Raw genomic sequence first — 18,949 nt, forward strand, 5'->3', positions numbered from 1 at the left:
AGCGCGTCATCATATCGTCAGTACGCCGGTTTCACCGGGTGTGTCACAGCAGGTCAGGCATCCCGGCCCATCCCCCATGAGTAAAATAGAGGCATATTTTACCTGTTCCTGACCGGCTTCGTGGGCGTAAATGAAGGGAAATTTTTTAAAATCACGGCCTAAATCAATAACCAAACATATTTCTCCCATCGGTAATTTTTCCGGCGTTATGATCTTATCAAGAGTCGCCTCATGTGCTCCGACGACTCTCCTGTTGATCGCATTGCAAGGAAATACAGATGAAGACCAAAACTGCATATGGACTGAATTGGCTGGCGTTGATAATCATCGTGATTATTGCCGCTTTTTTCTGGCAACTCACCCCCCCGGCCGGGTTAAAACCTGCTGCATGGCACTCTGCGGTATTATTCGTTGCCACTATCGTCAGCATTGTGGTCAACGTGTTGCCCATCGGAGCGATTGGGATTATCAGTATCACGCTGTTTGCACTCACCTACGCCGCCGGTGATACGAACGCAAATGCCGCGATCCTGACCGCACTCAGTGACCTTAACAGCTCACTTATCTGGCTGATTGTCGTCGCCTTTATGATTGCCCGTGGTTTTATCAAAACCGGGCTGGGCCGTCGTATCGCACTGCAAATGATAAGGCTGCTGGGTAAACGCACACTGGGGCTGGCCTACGGGCTGGCGTTCGCCGATTTGGTACTCTCCCCGGCCATGCCCAGTAACACCGCCCGCTGTGGTGGGGTCATTTACCCGATTGCCGACTCGCTGGCCCGCAGCTTCGATTCCAGACCGGAAGATGCATCGCGCAGTAAAATCGGTACTTTTTTAGTCACATGCATCGGTAACGTCAACGATGTCACTGCGGCGCTGTTTATGACCGGTTATACCGGCAACCTGCTGGCGGTGAAGCTGGCTGCCAACGCGGGCGTGACCATTACCTGGGGGAGCTGGTTTGTCGCCGCTGTCGTGCCCTGCGTTATCTCGCTGCTGCTGGTGCCACTTTGCGTCTATTGGCTGGTAAAACCGGAAATCCGCCACACGCCGGATGCCCCCAAAATAGCCATTGCCGAGCTAACGACCATGGGTCGGATGACACGCGGTGAATGGTTGATGGCCGCAACGGTGCTGATTTTACTGGTGCTGTGGATTTTTGGTGACACACTGGGCATTGATGCGACCACCGCCTCCTTCGTCGGCCTCTCGCTGCTGCTGCTGAGCGGCGTATTAAGCTGGGAAGATATCAAAGGTGAGAAAGGTGCGTGGGATACGCTGATTTGGTTTGCGGCGCTGTTGATGATGGCAAACCAGTTGAAAAAGCTGGGCTTTACCACCTGGTTTGGCGATCTTATCGGCAACAATATTGGCCACCTGATGCAAGGCACCAGTTGGGTGCTGGTGCTGCTGTTACTGAATGCCGCCTACTTCTACACCCACTACTTTTTTGCCAGCGGCAACGCCCAAATCGCCGCACTGTATGCCGTCTTCCTTGGCGTGGGTATTCATTTGCAAATCCCCGCCGCACCGATGGCGCTGATGCTGGCGTTCACCAGCAGCCTGTACTGCTCACTCACCCAATACACCCACGCCCGTGGCCCGATTTTGTTCGGCGCAGGCTACGTGCCTACCGCCGTGTGGTGGCGCACCGGGTTTGTTATCAGCCTCATCAACCAGGCAATTTTTATGTCTGCCGGGTTGCTGTGGTGGAAAGTGATTGGACTGTACTAAGCGAATCAGTATCCGCAACGCTAAATGAAACAGGCCGGTTTATCTCGGCCTGTTTTTTTAGTCTCGAATAACTCAATCCGCATCATACCCCAGATTCGGGGCCAGCCAGCGCTCGACGTCCTCGACCGGCATCTGTTTACGGGCAGCGTAATCCGCCACCTGATCGCGCTGGATTTGCGCCACGGCGAAATACTTGCTGTCCGGGTGGCTGAAGTACCAGCCCGATACCGATGCGCCCGGCCACATGGCATAAGACTCGGTGAGTTTCATGCCAACCGTGTTATCCACATCCAGCAATTGCCAGATGGTCGCCTTCTCGGTGTGTTCCGGGCAGGCGGGGTAACCCGGTGCCGGGCGAATGCCCTGATAATTTTCGCGGATCAGCTCGTCATTGCCGAGATTTTCATTCGGCGCGTAGCCCCAGTAGACCTTGCGTACCCGCTCGTGCAGGTACTCGGCGAAGGCTTCCGCCAGCCGGTCTGCCAGCGCTTTGAGCATGATTTTGTTGTAATCGTCGTGTTGGGCTTCCCACTGTGCCGCCAGCGCGTCTTCCTCCAGCCCGCCGGTGACGGCAAACGCACCAAAATAATCGGGCTTGCCGCTGGATAACGGTGCAATAAAATCCGCCAGGCAGTAATTCGGGAAGTCGGTTTTTTCGGTTTGCTGGCGCAAATGATGGCTGATGGCCAGCACCTCGGTGCGCCGCTCGTCGGTATAGATTTCAATGTCATCCCCCACCCGGTTGGCCGGGAACAAGCCCACCACCCCGCGCGGGTTTAACGCACCACTGGCAGCCAGATTGTCGAGCATGGCATTGGCATCGGCAAACAGGCGTTGCGCCTCTTCGCCTACCACCTCATCGGTCAGGATCTGCGGATATTTGCCCGCCAGCGACCAGGTCATGAAAAAGGGCGTCCAGTCGATATAGTTGCGCAGCGTCTCAATGCTGGCACAAACCGGCTGCACACCCAAACGGTGCGCCACCGGCGGCGTGTAGCTTTGCCAATCGATCGGCATGGCGTTATCGCGCGCCACCGCCAGCGACACCGGCGGCGTGCGCGGTTTTTTACGGCCATGCTGGATACGCACGGTTTCATACTCTTTGCGGGTACGCGCCACAAAGTCGTCGCGTTGCGTATCCGAAAGCAACGCCGACACCACGCCCACCGAGCGCGACGCATTCTGCACGTAGACCGTCGGGCCGCTGTAGTTCTGCTCAATTTTCACTGCCGTGTGCGCTTTGGAGGTGGTCGCACCACCAATCAGCAGTGGCAGTGTAAAACCCTGGCGCTCCATCTCTTTGGCAACGTTGACCATTTCATCCAGCGACGGGGTAATCAGCCCCGATAAACCGATAATATCCACGTTTTCTTCACGGGCGGTTTTAAGGATTTTATCGGTCGGCACCATCACGCCTAAATCAATGATTTCGTAGTTGTTGCACTGCAACACCACGCCGACGATGTTTTTGCCGATGTCGTGAACATCGCCTTTCACCGTCGCCAGCAAGATTTTACCGGCGCTACTGCCTGCCTCCTTGCTGGCCTGAATAAACGGCTCCAGATAGGCCACCGCCTGCTTCATCACGCGCGCGGATTTCACCACCTGCGGCAGGAACATCTTCCCCGCGCCGAACAGGTCACCGACCACGTTCATGCCGTCCATCAGCGGGCCTTCAATCACCTCGATAGGACGAGCAGACTGCGCGCGTGCCTCTTCGGTATCCTGCTCGATAAACTCGGTAATGCCTTTAATCAGCGCATACTCCAGCCGTTTTTTCACCGGCCAGCCGCGCCACTCGGCCTCAGCTTTATTATTGTCATCATCCGACTTGGTGCCGCGGTATTTCTCGGCAATCGCCAGCAGCCGCTCGGTGCCGTCGTCACGCCGGTTGAGAATCACGTCTTCCACCGCATCACGCAGTTCAGCGGGCAAGTCGTCGTAAATAGCCAACTGACCGGCGTTGACAATGCCCATATCCATACCGTTACGAATGGCGTAATACAGGAACACGGCGTGAATCGCCTCACGTACCGGTTCGTTGCCGCGAAACGAGAACGACACGTTGGACACACCGCCGGAAATCATCGCATGCGGCAACTGGGCTTTGATGTCAGCACAGGCTTCAATGAAGTCCACCGCATAGTTATTGTGCTCTTCGATACCGGTCGCAACGGCAAAAATGTTCGGGTCGAAAATGATGTCTTCCGGCGGGAAACCGACCTCTTCGGTCAGGATCTGGTAAGCACGGCGGCAAATCTCAATCTTGCGCGCGCGGGTATCGGCCTGACCCACTTCGTCAAACGCCATCACCACCACGGCAGCACCGTAGCGCCTGACCAGCCGGGCGTGATGGACAAAGGCTTCTACGCCTTCTTTCATCGAAATCGAGTTAACAATCCCTTTGCCCTGAATACATTTCAGCCCGGCCTCCACCACGTCCCACTTGGAGGAGTCGATCATGATCGGCACGCGGGCGATATCCGGCTCGCCAGCGATAAGATTCAGGAAACGCACCATCGCCGCTTCGGCGTTAAGCATCCCTTCGTCCATGTTGATGTCGATAATCTGCGCGCCGCTTTCCACCTGCTGGCGCGCCACATCCAGCGCTTCGTTATATTTTTCTTCTTTGATAAGGCGCTTGAATTTGGCCGAACCGGTGACATTGGTGCGCTCGCCCACGTTTACAAACAGTGTCTCGCTGCCGATATTGAGCGGTTCCAGCCCCGAGAGGCGGCAAGCCACTGGCAGCGCAGGCAGCGCACGCGGGGCCACCCCCTCCACGGCTTTTACCATCGCCGCAATGTGCTCAGGCGTGGTGCCGCAACAGCCGCCGATAATGTTCAGGAAACCGGATTGCGCCCATTCCCCTATCTGGCGCGCCATCTCTCCGGCATCCAGATCGTACTCGCCAAAGGCGTTTGGCAAGCCCGCGTTGGGGTGTGCGGTGACGTAACATTCGGCAATGCGCGACAGCTCCGCCACGTACTGGCGCAGTTCATCCGGCCCCAGCGCACAGTTCAGGCCAAACGACAGTGGCCGGGCATGGCGCAGCGAGTTATAGAACGCTTCGGTTGTCTGGCCAGACAGAGTACGGCCGGAGGCATCGGTAATGGTGCCGGAAATCATTACCGGTAATGTGACGCCCAATGCCTCAAATTCGGTTTCTACCGCAAACACGGCTGCTTTGGCGTTCAGCGTGTCAAAGACGGTTTCAATCAAAATGATATCGACGCCACCTTCAATTAATGCGCGGGTCGATTCGCGGTAGGCATCCACCAGTTGATCAAAGCTGACGTTACGGTACGCCGGGTCATTTACATCGGGCGAAATGGAGGCCGTGCGATTGGTTGGCCCCAGCACGCCCGCCACATAACGCGGGCGCTCTGGCGTGCGCGCCGTCCACTCATCGGCACAGGCGCGCGCCAGCCGGGCGGCGGCGGTGTTAATTTCCGCCGATAGCGCCTCCATCTGATAATCCGCCATCGCAATACGGGTGGCGTTAAACGTGTTGGTTTCCAGAATATCTGCGCCAGCGGCCAGATAATCATGATGAATGGCGGTTATCACCTCCGGCTTACTGAGCACCAGCAGGTCATTATTACCCTTCAGGTCACTCGGCCAGTCGGCAAAGCGTTCGCCCCGGTAGTCTTCTTCTTGTAAACGGTAGCTTTGGATCATCGTTCCCATGCCACCGTCCAGAATCATAATGCGCTGCGCCAGTTGCTGCTGTAATGCCTGTAACCGATTTACCATTATCTTATTCTCGTTATTTACCTGTCGTCTGTGCGAGCCTTTATCCTAGCACAAGAGATTGCCGCACCCGCGCCATGCGTTGTTGATAACCATACGCTGGCGTCGCAAGCGAGAAGACGGTTGCATTCTGCGCTGAAAAAACGAAAATCGATTCCATGATATGAAAAAGGAACCCTCAGCATGACGACGCCCGAACCCGCTAAACGCGGCAAAAAACCCCGTGCGGCCAGCGCGGCCGCGCCTGTTCAGCCTGCAGGGCAGGTGCAATCGCTGACCCGCGGGCTGACATTACTGGAGTCTATCGCTCGCGCCAACGGCAGCATTGCCTTGACCGATTTAGCGCAACAGGCAGGGCTGCCCAACTCCACCACGCACCGCCTGTTAACCACCATGCAGCAACAGGGGTTTGTGCGCCAGGTCGGGGATTTGGGGTTATGGACTATCGGCACGCAGGCGTTCATTGTCGGCAGCAGTTTTTTGCAAAGCCGCAACCTGCTCACGCTGGTGCACCCAATGCTGCGTCGACTGATGGAAGACTCCGGCGAAACGGTCAACCTCGCGGTGCTGGATAGCACCGATTATCAGGCGATTATTATCGACCAGGTGCAGTGCAGAGCATTAATGCGTATGTCCGCACCCATCGGTGGCAAATTGCCGATGCACGCCTCCGGGGCGGGCAAAGCGTTTCTCGCCCAACTGCCGGAGGAGAAAATCACCCAGTTGCTGCACCGCAAAGGGTTGCACAGTTACACCGCCCACACGCTGGGTGCGCAAACGCTTAAAGACAATCTGGCAGCGATTCGGCGTCAGGGCTACGCGCTGGATGACGAGGAGCACGCGCTGGGGTTACGCTGCGTCGCCGCCTGTATTCTGGATGAGCATCACGAGGCCTTCGCCGCCATTTCCATTTCCGGCCCGGTATCACGCATGACCAATGACCGCCTCACCGAGCTGGGCGCACTGGTTATCAAGGCGGCGAAAACCATCACCTATCAGTATGGCGGCACACGCTGAGGCCACGACTCAACGGCTGTCGCCGTCGTCACCGGTGCGGCATAGCACTGACAAAAGCGTTTTCTGCGCCGGTACGCATAGACATCTTCAATATGACCGGCGCAGATACGCTGCTGTAATCCCCGCCAGTAATCGGCCTGAAACAACTCACCGTGCAAGGCGTCAAACAACGCCCGTACGTTAGGATCACGGCACAAAAACTGGCGGAATTCCTGTGGGAACACATCATTGGGCCCCACGCTATACCAGGGTTCGGCGGCCATTTCATCGGCGATGTCACGCGGCGGTGGCAGATCGCGGAAGTTCACCTCGGTCATGTAACAGATTTCGTCATAGTCATAAAACACCACCCGGCCATGGCGGGTGACACCGAAGTTTTTAAACAGCATGTCGCCGGGAAAAATATTGGCCGCCGCCATCTGGCGAATCGCATTGCCGTATTCCTCAATCACATCGCGCAGCGCCTGCCCGCTCACCTGCTCAAGATAGAGGTTCAGCGGCGTCATCCGCCGTTCCATATACAGATGACGAATCACCAGCCTATCGCCCAGGTCATCAAGCTTGCCGGGCACTTCGCGCCACAGCTCTTCCAGCAACGCGGTGCTGATGCGCGCTTTTTCCAGCACAAAGTTTTCATACTCCTGCGTATCCGCCATACGCCCAACGCGATCGTGCTCTTTCACCAGTTGGTAGCACGCCCGCACCCGCGCCTCGCTCACCTCTTTTTGCGGCGCGAAGTTATCCTTAATCACTTTAAATACCCGGTCAAAACCCGGCAGGGTAAACACCAGCATCACCATCCCTTTTACACCCGGCGCGCTGACAAATTGCTCGCGGGTGCAGGCAATAAAATTCAGGTACTCACGGTAATATTCGGTTTTGCTGTGCTTCTGGCAGCCGATGGCCAGATACAGCTCGGCGGTGGTCTTGCCCGGTAGAATATCGCGCAGCCAGGCCACCAGCGCGCCAGGCAGTGGCGCATAGACCATAAAATAGGAGCGGGCAAAACCAAATACGATGCTGGCATCGGCATGCTGCGTTAAGCAGGTATCGATAAACAGTGTGCCCTGCTCGGTGCGATGGATCGGCAACAGAAACGGGAAAGTCCCCTGCGGCAACACCAGTTTTCCCACCAGCCAGGCCGCCTTATTGCGGTAAAACAGCTCGTTGGCCACCTGAAGCGAAGCCACCGCCAGCGCCGGGCCCGCAAACGTTTCGGCCAGCGAGCGCAGAATATACCCGATATCGCGCGCCAGATTTTCCCAGCCCAGACGCAGCGGCAATGCCGTCAATACCGCCGCCAGCATCGCCTGCCAGCCCTGATGCGGCTGATAGGTACGCGCCAGCGGGCGTGCCATTGCGCCAACGGGCAGTGAGGGCTGGGAGCTGAAAATAAACAGCTTATCCGGCGTCAGCTCGCGGTGGTGAAACAAGCGACAATACACCGAATTGAAAAAGCTCTCGGCAATCTCAACGCGCGGGTAGTCCGGCAGCAAGGCGGTATACAGCTGCTTTACCCGCGCCACGAATGCAGCGTCATAGCAGCGTTGTTCGCTAATGCAGCCCAGTTGCGCTACCACCAGCCCGACGTGGTGGTCATAAAGCTGAATACGCTGTTTCATCGCCTGCTGCACGCCATGCCAGTCCGCCTGCTCAAAGCGCTGCTGCGCGCCTGCGGTAATTTCCAGAAACCGCCCGTATTGCGCATCAAAGCCCTGCAAAATGGTCTGTGCTACCAGTTGCTCTCGACCCCGATTCATCGACCGCTCCTTCTGTCATCACCCATTAAACGTCTCGCGGCCAGCATCAGGCTGGCCGCGAGGGTGCAGTGTGTTGATCTTAGAACTGCTGCTCTTCCGTCGAACCGGTCAATGCCGTGACCGATGATGACCCGCCCTGGATCAGCGTGGTGACCTTATCAAAATACCCGGTTCCCACCTCCTGCTGATGCGAGGAGAAGGTGTAGCCGTTTTTGATGGCGGCAAACTCCGGTTGCTGCACTTTTTCAACGTAATGCTTCATACCTTCACCCTGCGCATAGGCATGGGCCAGGTCGAACATGTTGAACCACATGCTGTGAATACCGGCCAGGGTGATGAACTGGTACTTATAGCCCATGGCCGACAGCTCATCCTGAAAGCGGGCAATGGTGCTGTCATCCAGATTCTTCTGCCAGTTAAAGGACGGCGAGCAGTTATACGCCAGCAACTTACCGGGGAAACGCGCGTGAATAGCCTCGGCAAAACGCCGGGCTAACGCCAGGTCAGGCGTTGAGGTTTCGCACCATACCAAATCGGCATAGGGCGCATAGGCCAGCGCGCGACTGATGGCCTGATCCACCCCGGCACGGGTTCGATAAAAGCCTTCAACCGTGCGCTCACCGGTAACAAACTCACGGTCATAGTCATCACAATCGGACGTCAGCAAATCCGCCGCATCGGCATCGGTTCGTGCCACCAGCAGCGTCGGCACGCCCATGACATCGGCTGCCAGCCTCGCCGCCACCAGTTTTTGCACCGCTTCTTGCGTCGGCACCAACACCTTGCCGCCCATGTGGCCACACTTTTTCACCGAGGCGAGCTGGTCTTCGAAATGCACCGCCGCAGCCCCCGCCTCAATCATCGATTTCATCAGTTCAAATGCATTGAGTACGCCGCCAAAACCCGCTTCGGCATCGGCCACAATCGGCAAAAAATAGTCGGTATAACGCGGGTCGTCCGGCCCGATACCGTTCGACCACTGAATTTGATCCGCTCGCCGGAAGGTATTGTTAATGCGCTGCACCACCGCAGGCACCGAGTTCGACGGGTAGAGCGATTGATCCGGGTACATACTGGCCGCCAGGTTAGCATCCGCCGCCACCTGCCAGCCGGACAGATACACCGCCTCCAGCCCCGCCTTCGCCTGTTGCAGCGCTTGCCCGCCGGTCAGCGCGCCGAGGCAGTTGACGTAACCTTTACGCGATTTTCCGTTCAGCAGCGCCCACAGCTTTTCTGCCCCGAGCTGCGCCAGCGTGCAAACCGGGTTGACCGAGCCGCGCAGGTTCACCACATCCTCAGCACGATACGGGCGGGTAATGCCTTCCCAGCGCGGGGTATTCCACTCTTTTTCCAGTTGCTCGATTTGTTGGGTACGAGAGGTGCTCATAGCGATTCCTTTTTTTTTAAACAGGATTAATCAAGTAAGTCGTAACCGGGTAAGGTGAGGAAATCGATTAACGCGTCTTGCGTGGTGATACGCTCCATCAGTTGGCCTGCTTCCTCGAAACGGCCGCTATCAAAGCGGGTGTCACCCAGCTCACTACGGATAACCCGCATCTCTTCAGCCAGCATCTGGCGGAACAAGGCGTTGGTCACCACGCGGCCATCGCTGAGGGTTTTGCCATGGTGAATCCACTGCCAGATGGAGGTGCGGGAGATCTCGGCCGTCGCAGCGTCCTCCATCAGACCGTAAATCGGTACGCAACCGTTGCCGGAAATCCAGGCTTCAATGTACTGCACCGCCACGCGGATATTGGCGCGCATACCGGCTTCGGTGCGCTCGCCCGGGCAAGGGGCCAGCAATTCCTCTGCGGTCACCGGTGCATCATCTTCACGCAACACATCTAACTGATTGGGGCGATCGCCCAGCAGGCGGTCAAACACCGGCATCACGGTGTCGGCCAAACCGGGGTGGGCAATCCAGGTGCCATCATGACCGTTGCGGGCTTCCAGTTCCTTGTCCTGCCTGACCTTCTCTTGCACCCAGGCGTTGCGTTCCGCCTCTTTACTGGGGATGAAGGCCGCCATACCGCCCATGGCAAATGCACCGCGCCGGTGACAGGTTTTGATCAGCAAACGCGAGTAGGCGCTCAGGAACGGCTTGTCCATCGTGACTGACTGACGATCGGGTAATACGCGATCCGGGTGATTCTTCAATGTTTTGATATAACTGAAGATATAGTCCCAACGACCGCAGTTCAGCCCGACGATATGGTCACGCAAGTGATACAAGATCTCGTCCATCTGGAACACGGCAGGCAGGGTTTCAATCAATACCGTGGCTTTGATAGTGCCGCGCGCTAAACCAACGTGGTCTTCGGCATAACCGAACACCTCACTCCACCAGGCCGCTTCTTGCCACGATTGGGTTTTGGGCAAATAGAAATAGGGGCCGCTGCCTTTCGCCAGCAATTGACGGTAGTTGTGGAAAAAATAGAGCGCAAAATCGAACAGGCTGGCAGGGATAGGTTCACCCTGCCACAAAACGTGTTTTTCCGGCAGGTGTAACCCACGAACCCGACAAATCAACACTGCGGGATTAGGCCTGAGCTGATAAATCTTTCCCGCTTCGCTGGTGTAGGCGATAGTGCCACGCACGGCATCGCGCAAATTGATTTGCCCCTCGATCACCGTTGACCAACCGGGTGCCAGCGAGTCTTCAAAGTCTGCCATGAAGACTTTCACATTGGCGTTCAGGGCGTTAATCACCATTTTGCGCTCCACCGGACCAGTAATCTCTATCCGGCGATCCAACAGGTCATTCGGGATACCACGAATTTTCCAGTCAGATTTTTTTATGGAATCCATTTCCGAAATGAATCCAGGTAATTCACCACTATCAATCCGCGCCTGTATTACCTGACGTTCAGCCAGCAGGTGATTGCGCTGTGATGTAAACCGGCTTACCAGTGCAGTGAGAAAATCAACCGCCTCTGTCGTCAGAATCTGCCTTTCCGCGTCACCTAACGCTATGGTGAACACCAGTTCCCTGCTTATCGTCTGTTGTGTCATGTCTTCGTTCCTTTTTGCTCCGCCATCTTCGCCTTATTAGCTGCTCAATCTGCGAACTTAACTCGAACGTTTTTCAGCCAACAGCACTAAGCCTAATCCAATAAAAATAAAAATCAAAAACTATTTCCATTTTTAGTTTTTAATAAAAGCAATGCATTGATTTAAAAGAATTAAAAATAAAAACAAAGATAGAAGCACTTTTCTAAAGGAAAAATAACGATAAAAAGCAGAGGAGACACGTCTAATGCATTGACGTAAAAAAGAAAAGGCACCATCCGGTGCCTTTCAGACAAAATCAGGTGAGAGGTTAGTCTAGTGTTGGGTTCATGCGACGCAAATCAAATGGAGTTATCTGATAAACGTAATAGTTCAGCCAATTCGCAAACAGCAAGTGCCCATGACTACGCCAGCTGGCGCGTGGTGTCTTCTGTGGATCGTCATGTGGAAAGTAGTTCTCTGGCACTGCCGGAGCAAGCCCTGCATCACAATCACGGAAGTATTCCCCGGCCAGCGTCAACGCATCATATTCAGGATGCCCGGTCACAAATGCCAGCCGCTTGTCTTTGCTGGCGAACAGGTATGCCCCCGCCACATCAGACTCTGCCAGGATTTCCAGGTCGGTATGTTCACGGATCACATCGCAAGGAAAATCTGCATAGCGAGAGTGGGGAGCAAGGAAGGTTTCATCAAAACCACGCGTCAGCAGCGCATGAGGCTGTAATGTATGGTGAGAATACACACCAGACAGTTTCATTTCACGAGTCAGTTTGGGAATACCGTAAAGCACATTGAGCGCCGCCTGAACAGCCCAGCATACAAATAGTGTGGATGTGACATGATCCTTAGCCCAGTTCACGACACGCTCTATCTGTGGCCAATACACTACGTCACAGAAATCTACCAACCCTAATGGAGCACCGGTGACGATCAAACCATCAAAATTCTCATGCTCAATATCTTCAAAGTCGCAGTAAAAATTATTGAGATGCTCGGTCGGGGTATTTTTTGACTCACGACTATCAATGCGCAAAAGCTGAATATCCACCTGCAACGGCGAATTCGACAGCAGGCGCAGAAACTGGTTTTCCGTCTCGATTTTCTTTGGCATCAGGTTAAGTACCAGCACCTTTAACGGGCGAATTTCCTGCGTTCTGGCGCGTGAAGAAGCCATCACAAAGACATTTTCATTACGCAAGAAACTAACAGCAGGTAATTCATCAGGAACCCGGATCGGCATAACCCCACCTCACTACACACGTTTATACGTTTATACGTTTAGCCTTCTAGGCCGCCAAAGATAACGATTTTTAGACGTAATGTCGAGCCATAACCTGCCAGGTTGAAAATCTTTCATTCGAAAATCAACTTTGCATATGCAATTAAAAGATAAGCATAGACGGGCAAGTCAATCACAGGGAGTGATGGAACGGGACAAATGAAACACAGGAAAAAATGTAAGATGAGGTATTAAACGATGGAGCTACAACCAGGTGGCCGCCGCAGAGTTAAACCGTTACCGCAAAAAGCATACAACGGGTGTAAAACCACACAAAAACCATAAAAAACAAAAGGCCCGGTCTTTCGACCGGGCCCTTCGCTCTGTTTGATGCCTGGCAGTTCCCTACTCTCGCATGGGGAGACCCCACACTACCATCGGCGCTACGGCGTTTCACTTCTGAGTTCGGCATGGGGTCAGGTGGGACCACCGCGCTGTCGCCGCCAGGCAAATTCGTTTCATTCCGGCCGTCATGCTCCGCTTTCGCTTACACACAACCACCCGAACCAATCTCTGAACAAGCTGAATCTCTTCTTTCCGTCTCTCTAAAACACCTTCGGTGTTGTAAGGTTAAGCCTCTCGGGTCATTAGTACTGGTTAGCTCAACGCATCGCTGCGCTTACACACCCAGCCTATCAACGTCTTCGTCTTAAACGTCCCTTCAGGGGAATCAAGTTCCCAGGGAAGACTCATCTCGGGGCAAGTTTCCCGCTTAGATGCTTTCAGCGGTTATCTCTTCCGCACGTAGCTACCGGGCAGTGCCATTGGCATGACAACCCGAACACCAGTGGTGCGTTCACTCCGGTCCTCTCGTACTAGGAGCAACCCCCCTCAATCTTCCAACGCCCACGGCAGATAGGGACCGAACTGTCTCACGACGTTCTAAACCCAGCTCGCGTACCACTTTAAATGGCGAACAGCCATACCCTTGGGACCTACTTCAGCCCCAGGATGTGATGAGCCGACATCGAGGTGCCAAACACCGCCGTCGATATGAACTCTTGGGCGGTATCAGCCTGTTATCCCCGGAGTACCTTTTATCCGTTGAGCGATGGCCCTTCCATTCAGAACCACCGGATCACTAAGACCTGCTTTCGCACCTGCTCGAGCCGTCACTCTCGCAGTCAAGCTAGCTTATGCCTTTGCACTAACCTCCTGATGTCCGACCAGGATTAGCTAACCTTCGTGCTCCTCCGTTACTCTTTGGGAGGAGACCGCCCCAGTCAAACTACCCACCAGACACTGTCCCCAGTCCGGATTACGGACCCAGGTTAGAACATCAAACATTAAAGGGTGGTATTTCAAGGTCGGCTCCATGCAGACTGGCGTCCACACTTCAAAGCCTCCCACCTATCCTACACATCAAGGCTCAAGGTTCAGTGTCAAGCTATAGTAAAGGTTCACGGGGTCTTTCCGTCTTGCCGCGGGTACACTGCATCTTCACAGCGAGTTCAATTTCACTGAGTCTCGGGTGGAGACAGCCTGGCCATCATTACGCCATTCGTGCAGGTCGGAACTTACCCGACAAGGAATTTCGCTACCTTAGGACCGTTATAGTTACGGCCGCCGTTTACCGGGGCTTCGATCAAGAGCTTCGCCTTGCGGCTGACCCCATCAATTAACCTTCCGGCACCGGGCAGGCGTCACACCGTATACGTCCACTTTCGTGTTTGCACAGTGCTGTGTTTTTATTAAACAGTTGCAGCCAGCTGGTATCTGCGACTCCCGTCAGCTCCGTCCGCGAGGGACTTCACCCACAGGAGCGTGCCTTCTCCCGAAGTTACGGCACCATTTTGCCTAGTTCCTTCACCCGAGTTCTCTCAAGCGCCTGAGTATTCTCTACCTGACCACCTGTGTCGGTTTGGGGTACGATTTAATGTTACCTGATGCTTAGAGGCTTTTCCTGGAAGCAGGGCATCTGTCACTTCAGCACCGTAGTGCCTCGTCATCACGCCTCAGTGTTGACAGCAGACCGGATTTGCCTGGTCCACCCACCTTCACGCTTAAACCGGGACAACCGTCGCCCGGATGACATAGCCTTCTCCGTCCCCCCTTCGCAGTAACACCAAGTACAGGAATATTAACCTGTTTCCCATCGACTACGCTTTTCAGCCTCGCCTTAGGGGTCGACTCACCCTGCCCCGATTAACGTTGGACAGGAACCCTTGGTCTTCCGGCGTGCGGGTTTTTCACCCGCATTATCGTTACTTATGTCAGCATTCGCACTTCTGATACCTCCAGCAGCCCTCACAGGCCACCTTCACAGGCTTACAGAACGCTCCCCTACCCAACAACACATAGTGTCGCTGCCGCAGCTTCGGTGCATGGTTTTAGCCCCGTTACATCTTCCGCGCAGGCCGACTCGACCAGTGAGCTATTACGCTTTCTTTAAATGATGGCTGCTTCTAAGCCAACATCCTGGCTGTCTGGGCCTTCCCACATCGTTTCCCACTTAACCATGACTTTGGGACCTTAGCTGGCGGTCTGGGTTGTTTCCCTCTTCACGACGGACGTTAGCACCCGCCGTGTGTCTCCCGTGATAACATTCTTCGGTATTCGCAGTTTGCATCGGGTTGGTAAGCCGGGATGGCCCCCTAGCCGAAACAGTGCTCTACCCCCGAAGATGAATTCACGAGGCGCTACCTAAATAGCTTTCGGGGAGAACCAGCTATCTCCCGGTTTGATTGGCCTTTCACCCCCAGCCACAAGTCATCCGCTAATTTTTCAACATTAGTCGGTTCGGTCCTCCAGTTAGTGTTACCCAACCTTCAACCTGCCCATGGCTAGATCACCGGGTTTCGGGTCTATACCCTGCAACTTAACGCCCAGTTAAGACTCGGTTTCCCTGCGGCTCCCCTATTCGGTTAACCTTGCTACAGAATATAAGTCGCTGACCCATTATACAAAAGGTACGCAGTCACCCTGATAAATCAAGGCTCCCACTGCTTGTACGTACACGGTTTCAGGTTCTATTTCACTCCCCTCGCCGGGGTTCTTTTCGCCTTTCCCTCACGGTACTGGTTCACTATCGGTCAGTCAGGAGTATTTAGCCTTGGAGGATGGTCCCCCCATGTTCAGACAGGATACCACGTGTCCCGCCCTACTCGTCGAACTCACGGCCTGTGCATCTTCGTGTACGGGACTGTCACCCTGTACCGTGCGCCTTTCCAGACGCTTCCACTGACACACACGCCGATGATGGTTCTGGGCTCCTCCCCGTTCGCTCGCCGCTACTGGGGGAATCTCGGTTGATTTCTTTTCCTCGGGGTACTGAGATGTTTCAGTTCCCCCGGTTCGCCTCACACACCTATGAATTCAGTGTGTGATAGTGTGTCGAAACACACTGGGTTTCCCCATTCGGGTATCGTCGGGTATAACGGCTCATATCGCCTTGCCGACGCTTATCGCAGATTAGCACGCCCTTCATCGCCTCTGACTGCCTAGGCATCCACCGTGTACGCTTAGTCGCTTAACCTCACAACCCGAAGGTGTTTCGGGATGCAAGTTTTTGAGAGACTCGAACAACACATGCATTCTCATACACATGCTGTCGTTTCAATTTTTCAGCTTGTTCCAGATTGTTAAAGAGCAAGATAACGTAAACCTGACTATTGCTAATCAGCTTTAGGTTATCTTCGGGATATCCCTGACCGTGACTTTCACTCACCTGTCTTGTCATTGGCGTCCCCTAGGGGATTCGAACCCCTGTTACCGCCGTGAAAGGGCGGTGTCCTGGGCCTCTAGACGAAGGGGACATCTCTTGTCAGCTTCGCAAGACGCTTTTGACTCTTTTACTTCATCAGACAATCTGTGTGGACACCACGCAGGCTCTTCACTCGGTAAGGAGGTGATCCAACCGCAGGTTCCCCTACGGTTACCTTGTTACGACTTCACCCCAGTCATGAATCACAAAGTGGTAAGCGCCCTCCCGAAGGTTAAGCTACCTACTTCTTTTGCAACCCACTCCCATGGTGTGACGGGCGGTGTGTACAAGGCCCGGGAACGTATTCACCGTAGCATTCTGATCTACGATTACTAGCGATTCCGACTTCATGGAGTCGAGTTGCAGACTCCAATCCGGACTACGACGTACTTTATGAGGTCCGCTTGCTCTCGCGAGGTCGCTTCTCTTTGTATACGCCATTGTAGCACGTGTGTAGCCCTACTCGTAAGGGCCATGATGACTTGACGTCATCCCCACCTTCCTCCGGTTTATCACCGGCAGTCTCCCCTGAGTTCCCACCCGAAGTGCTGGCAACAGAGGATAAGGGTTGCGCTCGTTGCGGGACTTAACCCAACATTTCACAACACGAGCTGACGACAGCCATGCAGCACCTGTCTCAGCGTTCCCGAAGGCACCCTCGTATCTCTACAAGGTTCGCTGGATGTCAAGAGTAGGTAAGGTTCTTCGCGTTGCATCGAATTAAACCACATGCTCCACCGCTTGTGCGGGCCCCCGTCAATTCATTTGAGTTTTAACCTTGCGGCCGTACTCCCCAGGCGGTCGATTTAACGCGTTAGCTCCGGAAGCCACGCCTCAAGGGCACAACCTCCAAATCGACATCGTTTACAGCGTGGACTACCAGGGTATCTAATCCTGTTTGCTCCCCACGCTTTCGCACCTGAGCGTCAGTCTTCGTCCAGGGGGCCGCCTTCGCCACCGGTATTCCTCCAGATCTCTACGCATTTCACCGCTACACCTGGAATTCTACCCCCCTCTACGAGACTCTAGCCTGTCAGTTTTGAATGCAGTTCCCAGGTTAAGCCCGGGGATTTCACATCCAACTTAACAGACCGCCTGCGTGCGCTTTACGCCCAGTCATTCCGATTAACGCTTGCACCCTCCGTATTACCGCGGCTGCTGGCACGGAGTTAGCCGGTGCTTCTTCTGCGGGTAACGTCAATGAACAGACGTATTAAGCCTGCCCCCTTCCTCCCCGCTGAAAGTGCTTTACAACCCGAAGGCCTTCTTCACACACGCGGCATGGCTGCATCAGGCTTGCGCCCATTGTGCAATATTCCCCACTGCTGCCTCCCGTAGGAGTCTGGACCGTGTCTCAGTTCCAGTGTGGCTGGTCATCCTCTCAGACCAGCTAGGGATCGTCGCCTAGGTGAGCCTTTACCCCACCTACTAGCTAATCCCATCTGGGCACATCCGATGGCAAGAGGCCCGAAGGTCCCCCTCTTTGGTCCGAAGACGTTATGCGGTATTAGCTACCGTTTCCAGTAGTTATCCCCCTCCATCAGGCAGTTTCCCAGACATTACTCACCCGTCCGCCGCTCGTCACCCAGGGAGCAGGCTCCCTTGTGCTACCGCTCGACTTGCATGTGTTAGGCCTGCCGCCAGCGTTCAATCTGAGCCATGATCAAACTCTTCAATTTAAGTTTGATTGTGTTTTCCGAAGAAAACGTGCTCAAAGAATTTACTGTTATTTCGTAATGAATTAACTGTTGTCACTCTTCAAGACTTTCACAAAAGTTTTTTGCGAAGTGTCCTGCGAGTGCCCACACAGATTGTCTGATTAATTGTTAAAGAGCAGTGCGACCGGCCTGAGCCTGCTGTCGCGAGGTGGCGTATACTACGCTTTCCTCATGAAGAGTCAACGCTTTTTTTCGTTTCTTTTTCGCTGACACCGCACTGCGTTGCCGCTGTTACCGTGTCAGTGGGGTCGCATTATAGGGATCCAGACAGGTTGCACAACCCTTTTTTCGATCTTTTTTACTATTCGTGCATTTTTCCACCCTTACGTTGAGTTATTGTACGATCAACGTTATTTTCTGAGCAAAAAGCCAGATCGCCTCACGATCCAGGCTCATTTTTATCCTGCTGGAGATTACGGAATATGCCCAATCCATTACGCACGTTCAAAAACACACGGCCGATACTCGGCAAAAACGTCATGATCGATACATCAAGTGTCATCATCGGAGACGTAGCGCTTGCAGAGGATGTGAGTGTCTGGCCGTTAGTCGTCATCAGAGGTGATGTCAACGCCATCAGAATCGGAGCGCGTACTAATATTCAAGATGGTAGCGTCCTTCACGTTACACATCGCTCTGAAACAAACCCTCGCGGTAATCCGCTCATTATTGGAGAGGATGTGACTGTTGGACATAAAGTCATGCTGCATGGCTGTAATATCGGCAACCGTGTGCTCGTTGGGATGGGCTCAATCATCCTTGATGGTGCCGTTATTGAAGACGAGGTAATAATTGGTGCAGGCAGCCTGGTTTCGTCAGGAAAAACCTTAGAGACAGGCCATCTTTACCTCGGCAGCCCTGCCAGAAAGATTCGCCCGTTAAGTGAGGAGGAAAAAGCAGGGCTGCTTTACTCATCGGATAATTATGTACGCTGGAAGAATGAATATATTAGCCAATCAAAGTGACTAATTATATTC

At 54.3% G+C, this 18,949-nt stretch carries 9 protein-coding genes, 1 tRNA gene and 3 rRNA genes; 3 read left to right on the forward strand and 10 right to left on the reverse strand.

The window, feature by feature from the left end; all coding sequences use genetic code 11:
• Nucleotides 1-9 precede the first annotated feature (9 nt).
• On the reverse strand, nt 10-189 hold the full coding sequence (locus DAQ1742_RS18105; protein ID WP_035344465.1) for a hypothetical protein: 180 nt from the start codon (nt 187-189) through the stop codon (nt 10-12).
• A gap of 89 nt (nt 190-278) precedes the next feature.
• On the opposite strand from DAQ1742_RS18105, the gene DAQ1742_RS18110 reads away from it, so the two are divergent.
• Nucleotides 279-1,733, forward strand: a complete 1,455-nt coding sequence (locus tag DAQ1742_RS18110; protein ID WP_035344467.1) for a DASS family sodium-coupled anion symporter — start codon at nt 279-281, stop codon at nt 1,731-1,733.
• A gap of 72 nt (nt 1,734-1,805) precedes the next feature.
• Here the strand turns inward: DAQ1742_RS18110 and metH are convergent, their stop codons facing one another.
• Nucleotides 1,806-5,489 (reverse strand): methionine synthase, encoded by a 3,684-nt coding sequence (gene metH / locus DAQ1742_RS18115; RefSeq protein WP_035344469.1) that lies wholly within the window; start codon nt 5,487-5,489, stop codon nt 1,806-1,808.
• A gap of 180 nt (nt 5,490-5,669) precedes the next feature.
• Between metH and iclR the strand changes: the two genes are divergently transcribed.
• The gene (iclR, locus tag DAQ1742_RS18120; RefSeq protein ID WP_035344471.1) at nt 5,670-6,503 is read left to right on the forward strand and encodes a glyoxylate bypass operon transcriptional repressor IclR; all 834 of its coding nucleotides are present in this window, start codon (nt 5,670-5,672) and stop codon (nt 6,501-6,503) included.
• Here iclR and aceK read toward each other — a convergent pair.
• From aceK to DAQ1742_RS18160, 8 genes are all read right to left on the reverse strand, one after another.
• Nucleotides 6,482-8,263, reverse strand: a complete 1,782-nt coding sequence (gene aceK / locus DAQ1742_RS18125; protein WP_035344474.1) for a bifunctional isocitrate dehydrogenase kinase/phosphatase — start codon at nt 8,261-8,263, stop codon at nt 6,482-6,484. The genes iclR and aceK overlap by 22 nt on opposite strands.
• 79 nt (nt 8,264-8,342) lie before the next feature.
• Nucleotides 8,343-9,650 (reverse strand): isocitrate lyase, encoded by a 1,308-nt coding sequence (gene aceA, locus DAQ1742_RS18130; RefSeq protein WP_035344476.1) that lies wholly within the window; start codon nt 9,648-9,650, stop codon nt 8,343-8,345.
• Between the two features lie 26 nt (nt 9,651-9,676).
• Nucleotides 9,677-11,275, reverse strand: coding sequence for a malate synthase A (aceB, locus tag DAQ1742_RS18135; protein WP_035344478.1), 1,599 nt, complete (start codon nt 11,273-11,275; stop codon nt 9,677-9,679).
• Nucleotides 11,276-11,582: 307 nt separating this feature from the next.
• A complete protein-coding gene (gene metA / locus DAQ1742_RS18140; RefSeq protein WP_035344480.1) occupies nt 11,583-12,512 on the reverse strand; it encodes a homoserine O-acetyltransferase MetA in 930 nt (309 codons plus the stop codon).
• A gap of 371 nt (nt 12,513-12,883) precedes the next feature.
• Nucleotides 12,884-12,999 (reverse strand): 5S ribosomal RNA (gene rrf, locus DAQ1742_RS18145).
• Between the two features lie 118 nt (nt 13,000-13,117).
• A 23S ribosomal RNA gene (locus DAQ1742_RS18150) occupies nt 13,118-16,026 on the reverse strand.
• A gap of 204 nt (nt 16,027-16,230) precedes the next feature.
• A tRNA-Glu gene (locus DAQ1742_RS18155) sits at nt 16,231-16,306 on the reverse strand.
• Between the two features lie 85 nt (nt 16,307-16,391).
• Nucleotides 16,392-17,933: ribosomal RNA gene (locus tag DAQ1742_RS18160) — 16S ribosomal RNA — on the reverse strand.
• Together the 16S, 23S and 5S rRNA genes with 1 tRNA gene alongside form the textbook arrangement of a ribosomal RNA operon.
• A 461-nt stretch (nt 17,934-18,394) precedes the next feature.
• Between DAQ1742_RS18160 and DAQ1742_RS18165 the strand changes: the two genes are divergently transcribed.
• A complete protein-coding gene (locus DAQ1742_RS18165; protein ID WP_035344483.1) occupies nt 18,395-18,937 on the forward strand; it encodes a gamma carbonic anhydrase family protein in 543 nt (180 codons plus the stop codon).
• The last annotated feature ends 12 nt before the right edge of the window (nt 18,938-18,949 follow it).

The organism is Dickeya aquatica (genome assembly GCF_900095885.1).
Classification (GTDB): Bacteria; Pseudomonadota; Gammaproteobacteria; order Enterobacterales; family Enterobacteriaceae; genus Dickeya; species Dickeya aquatica.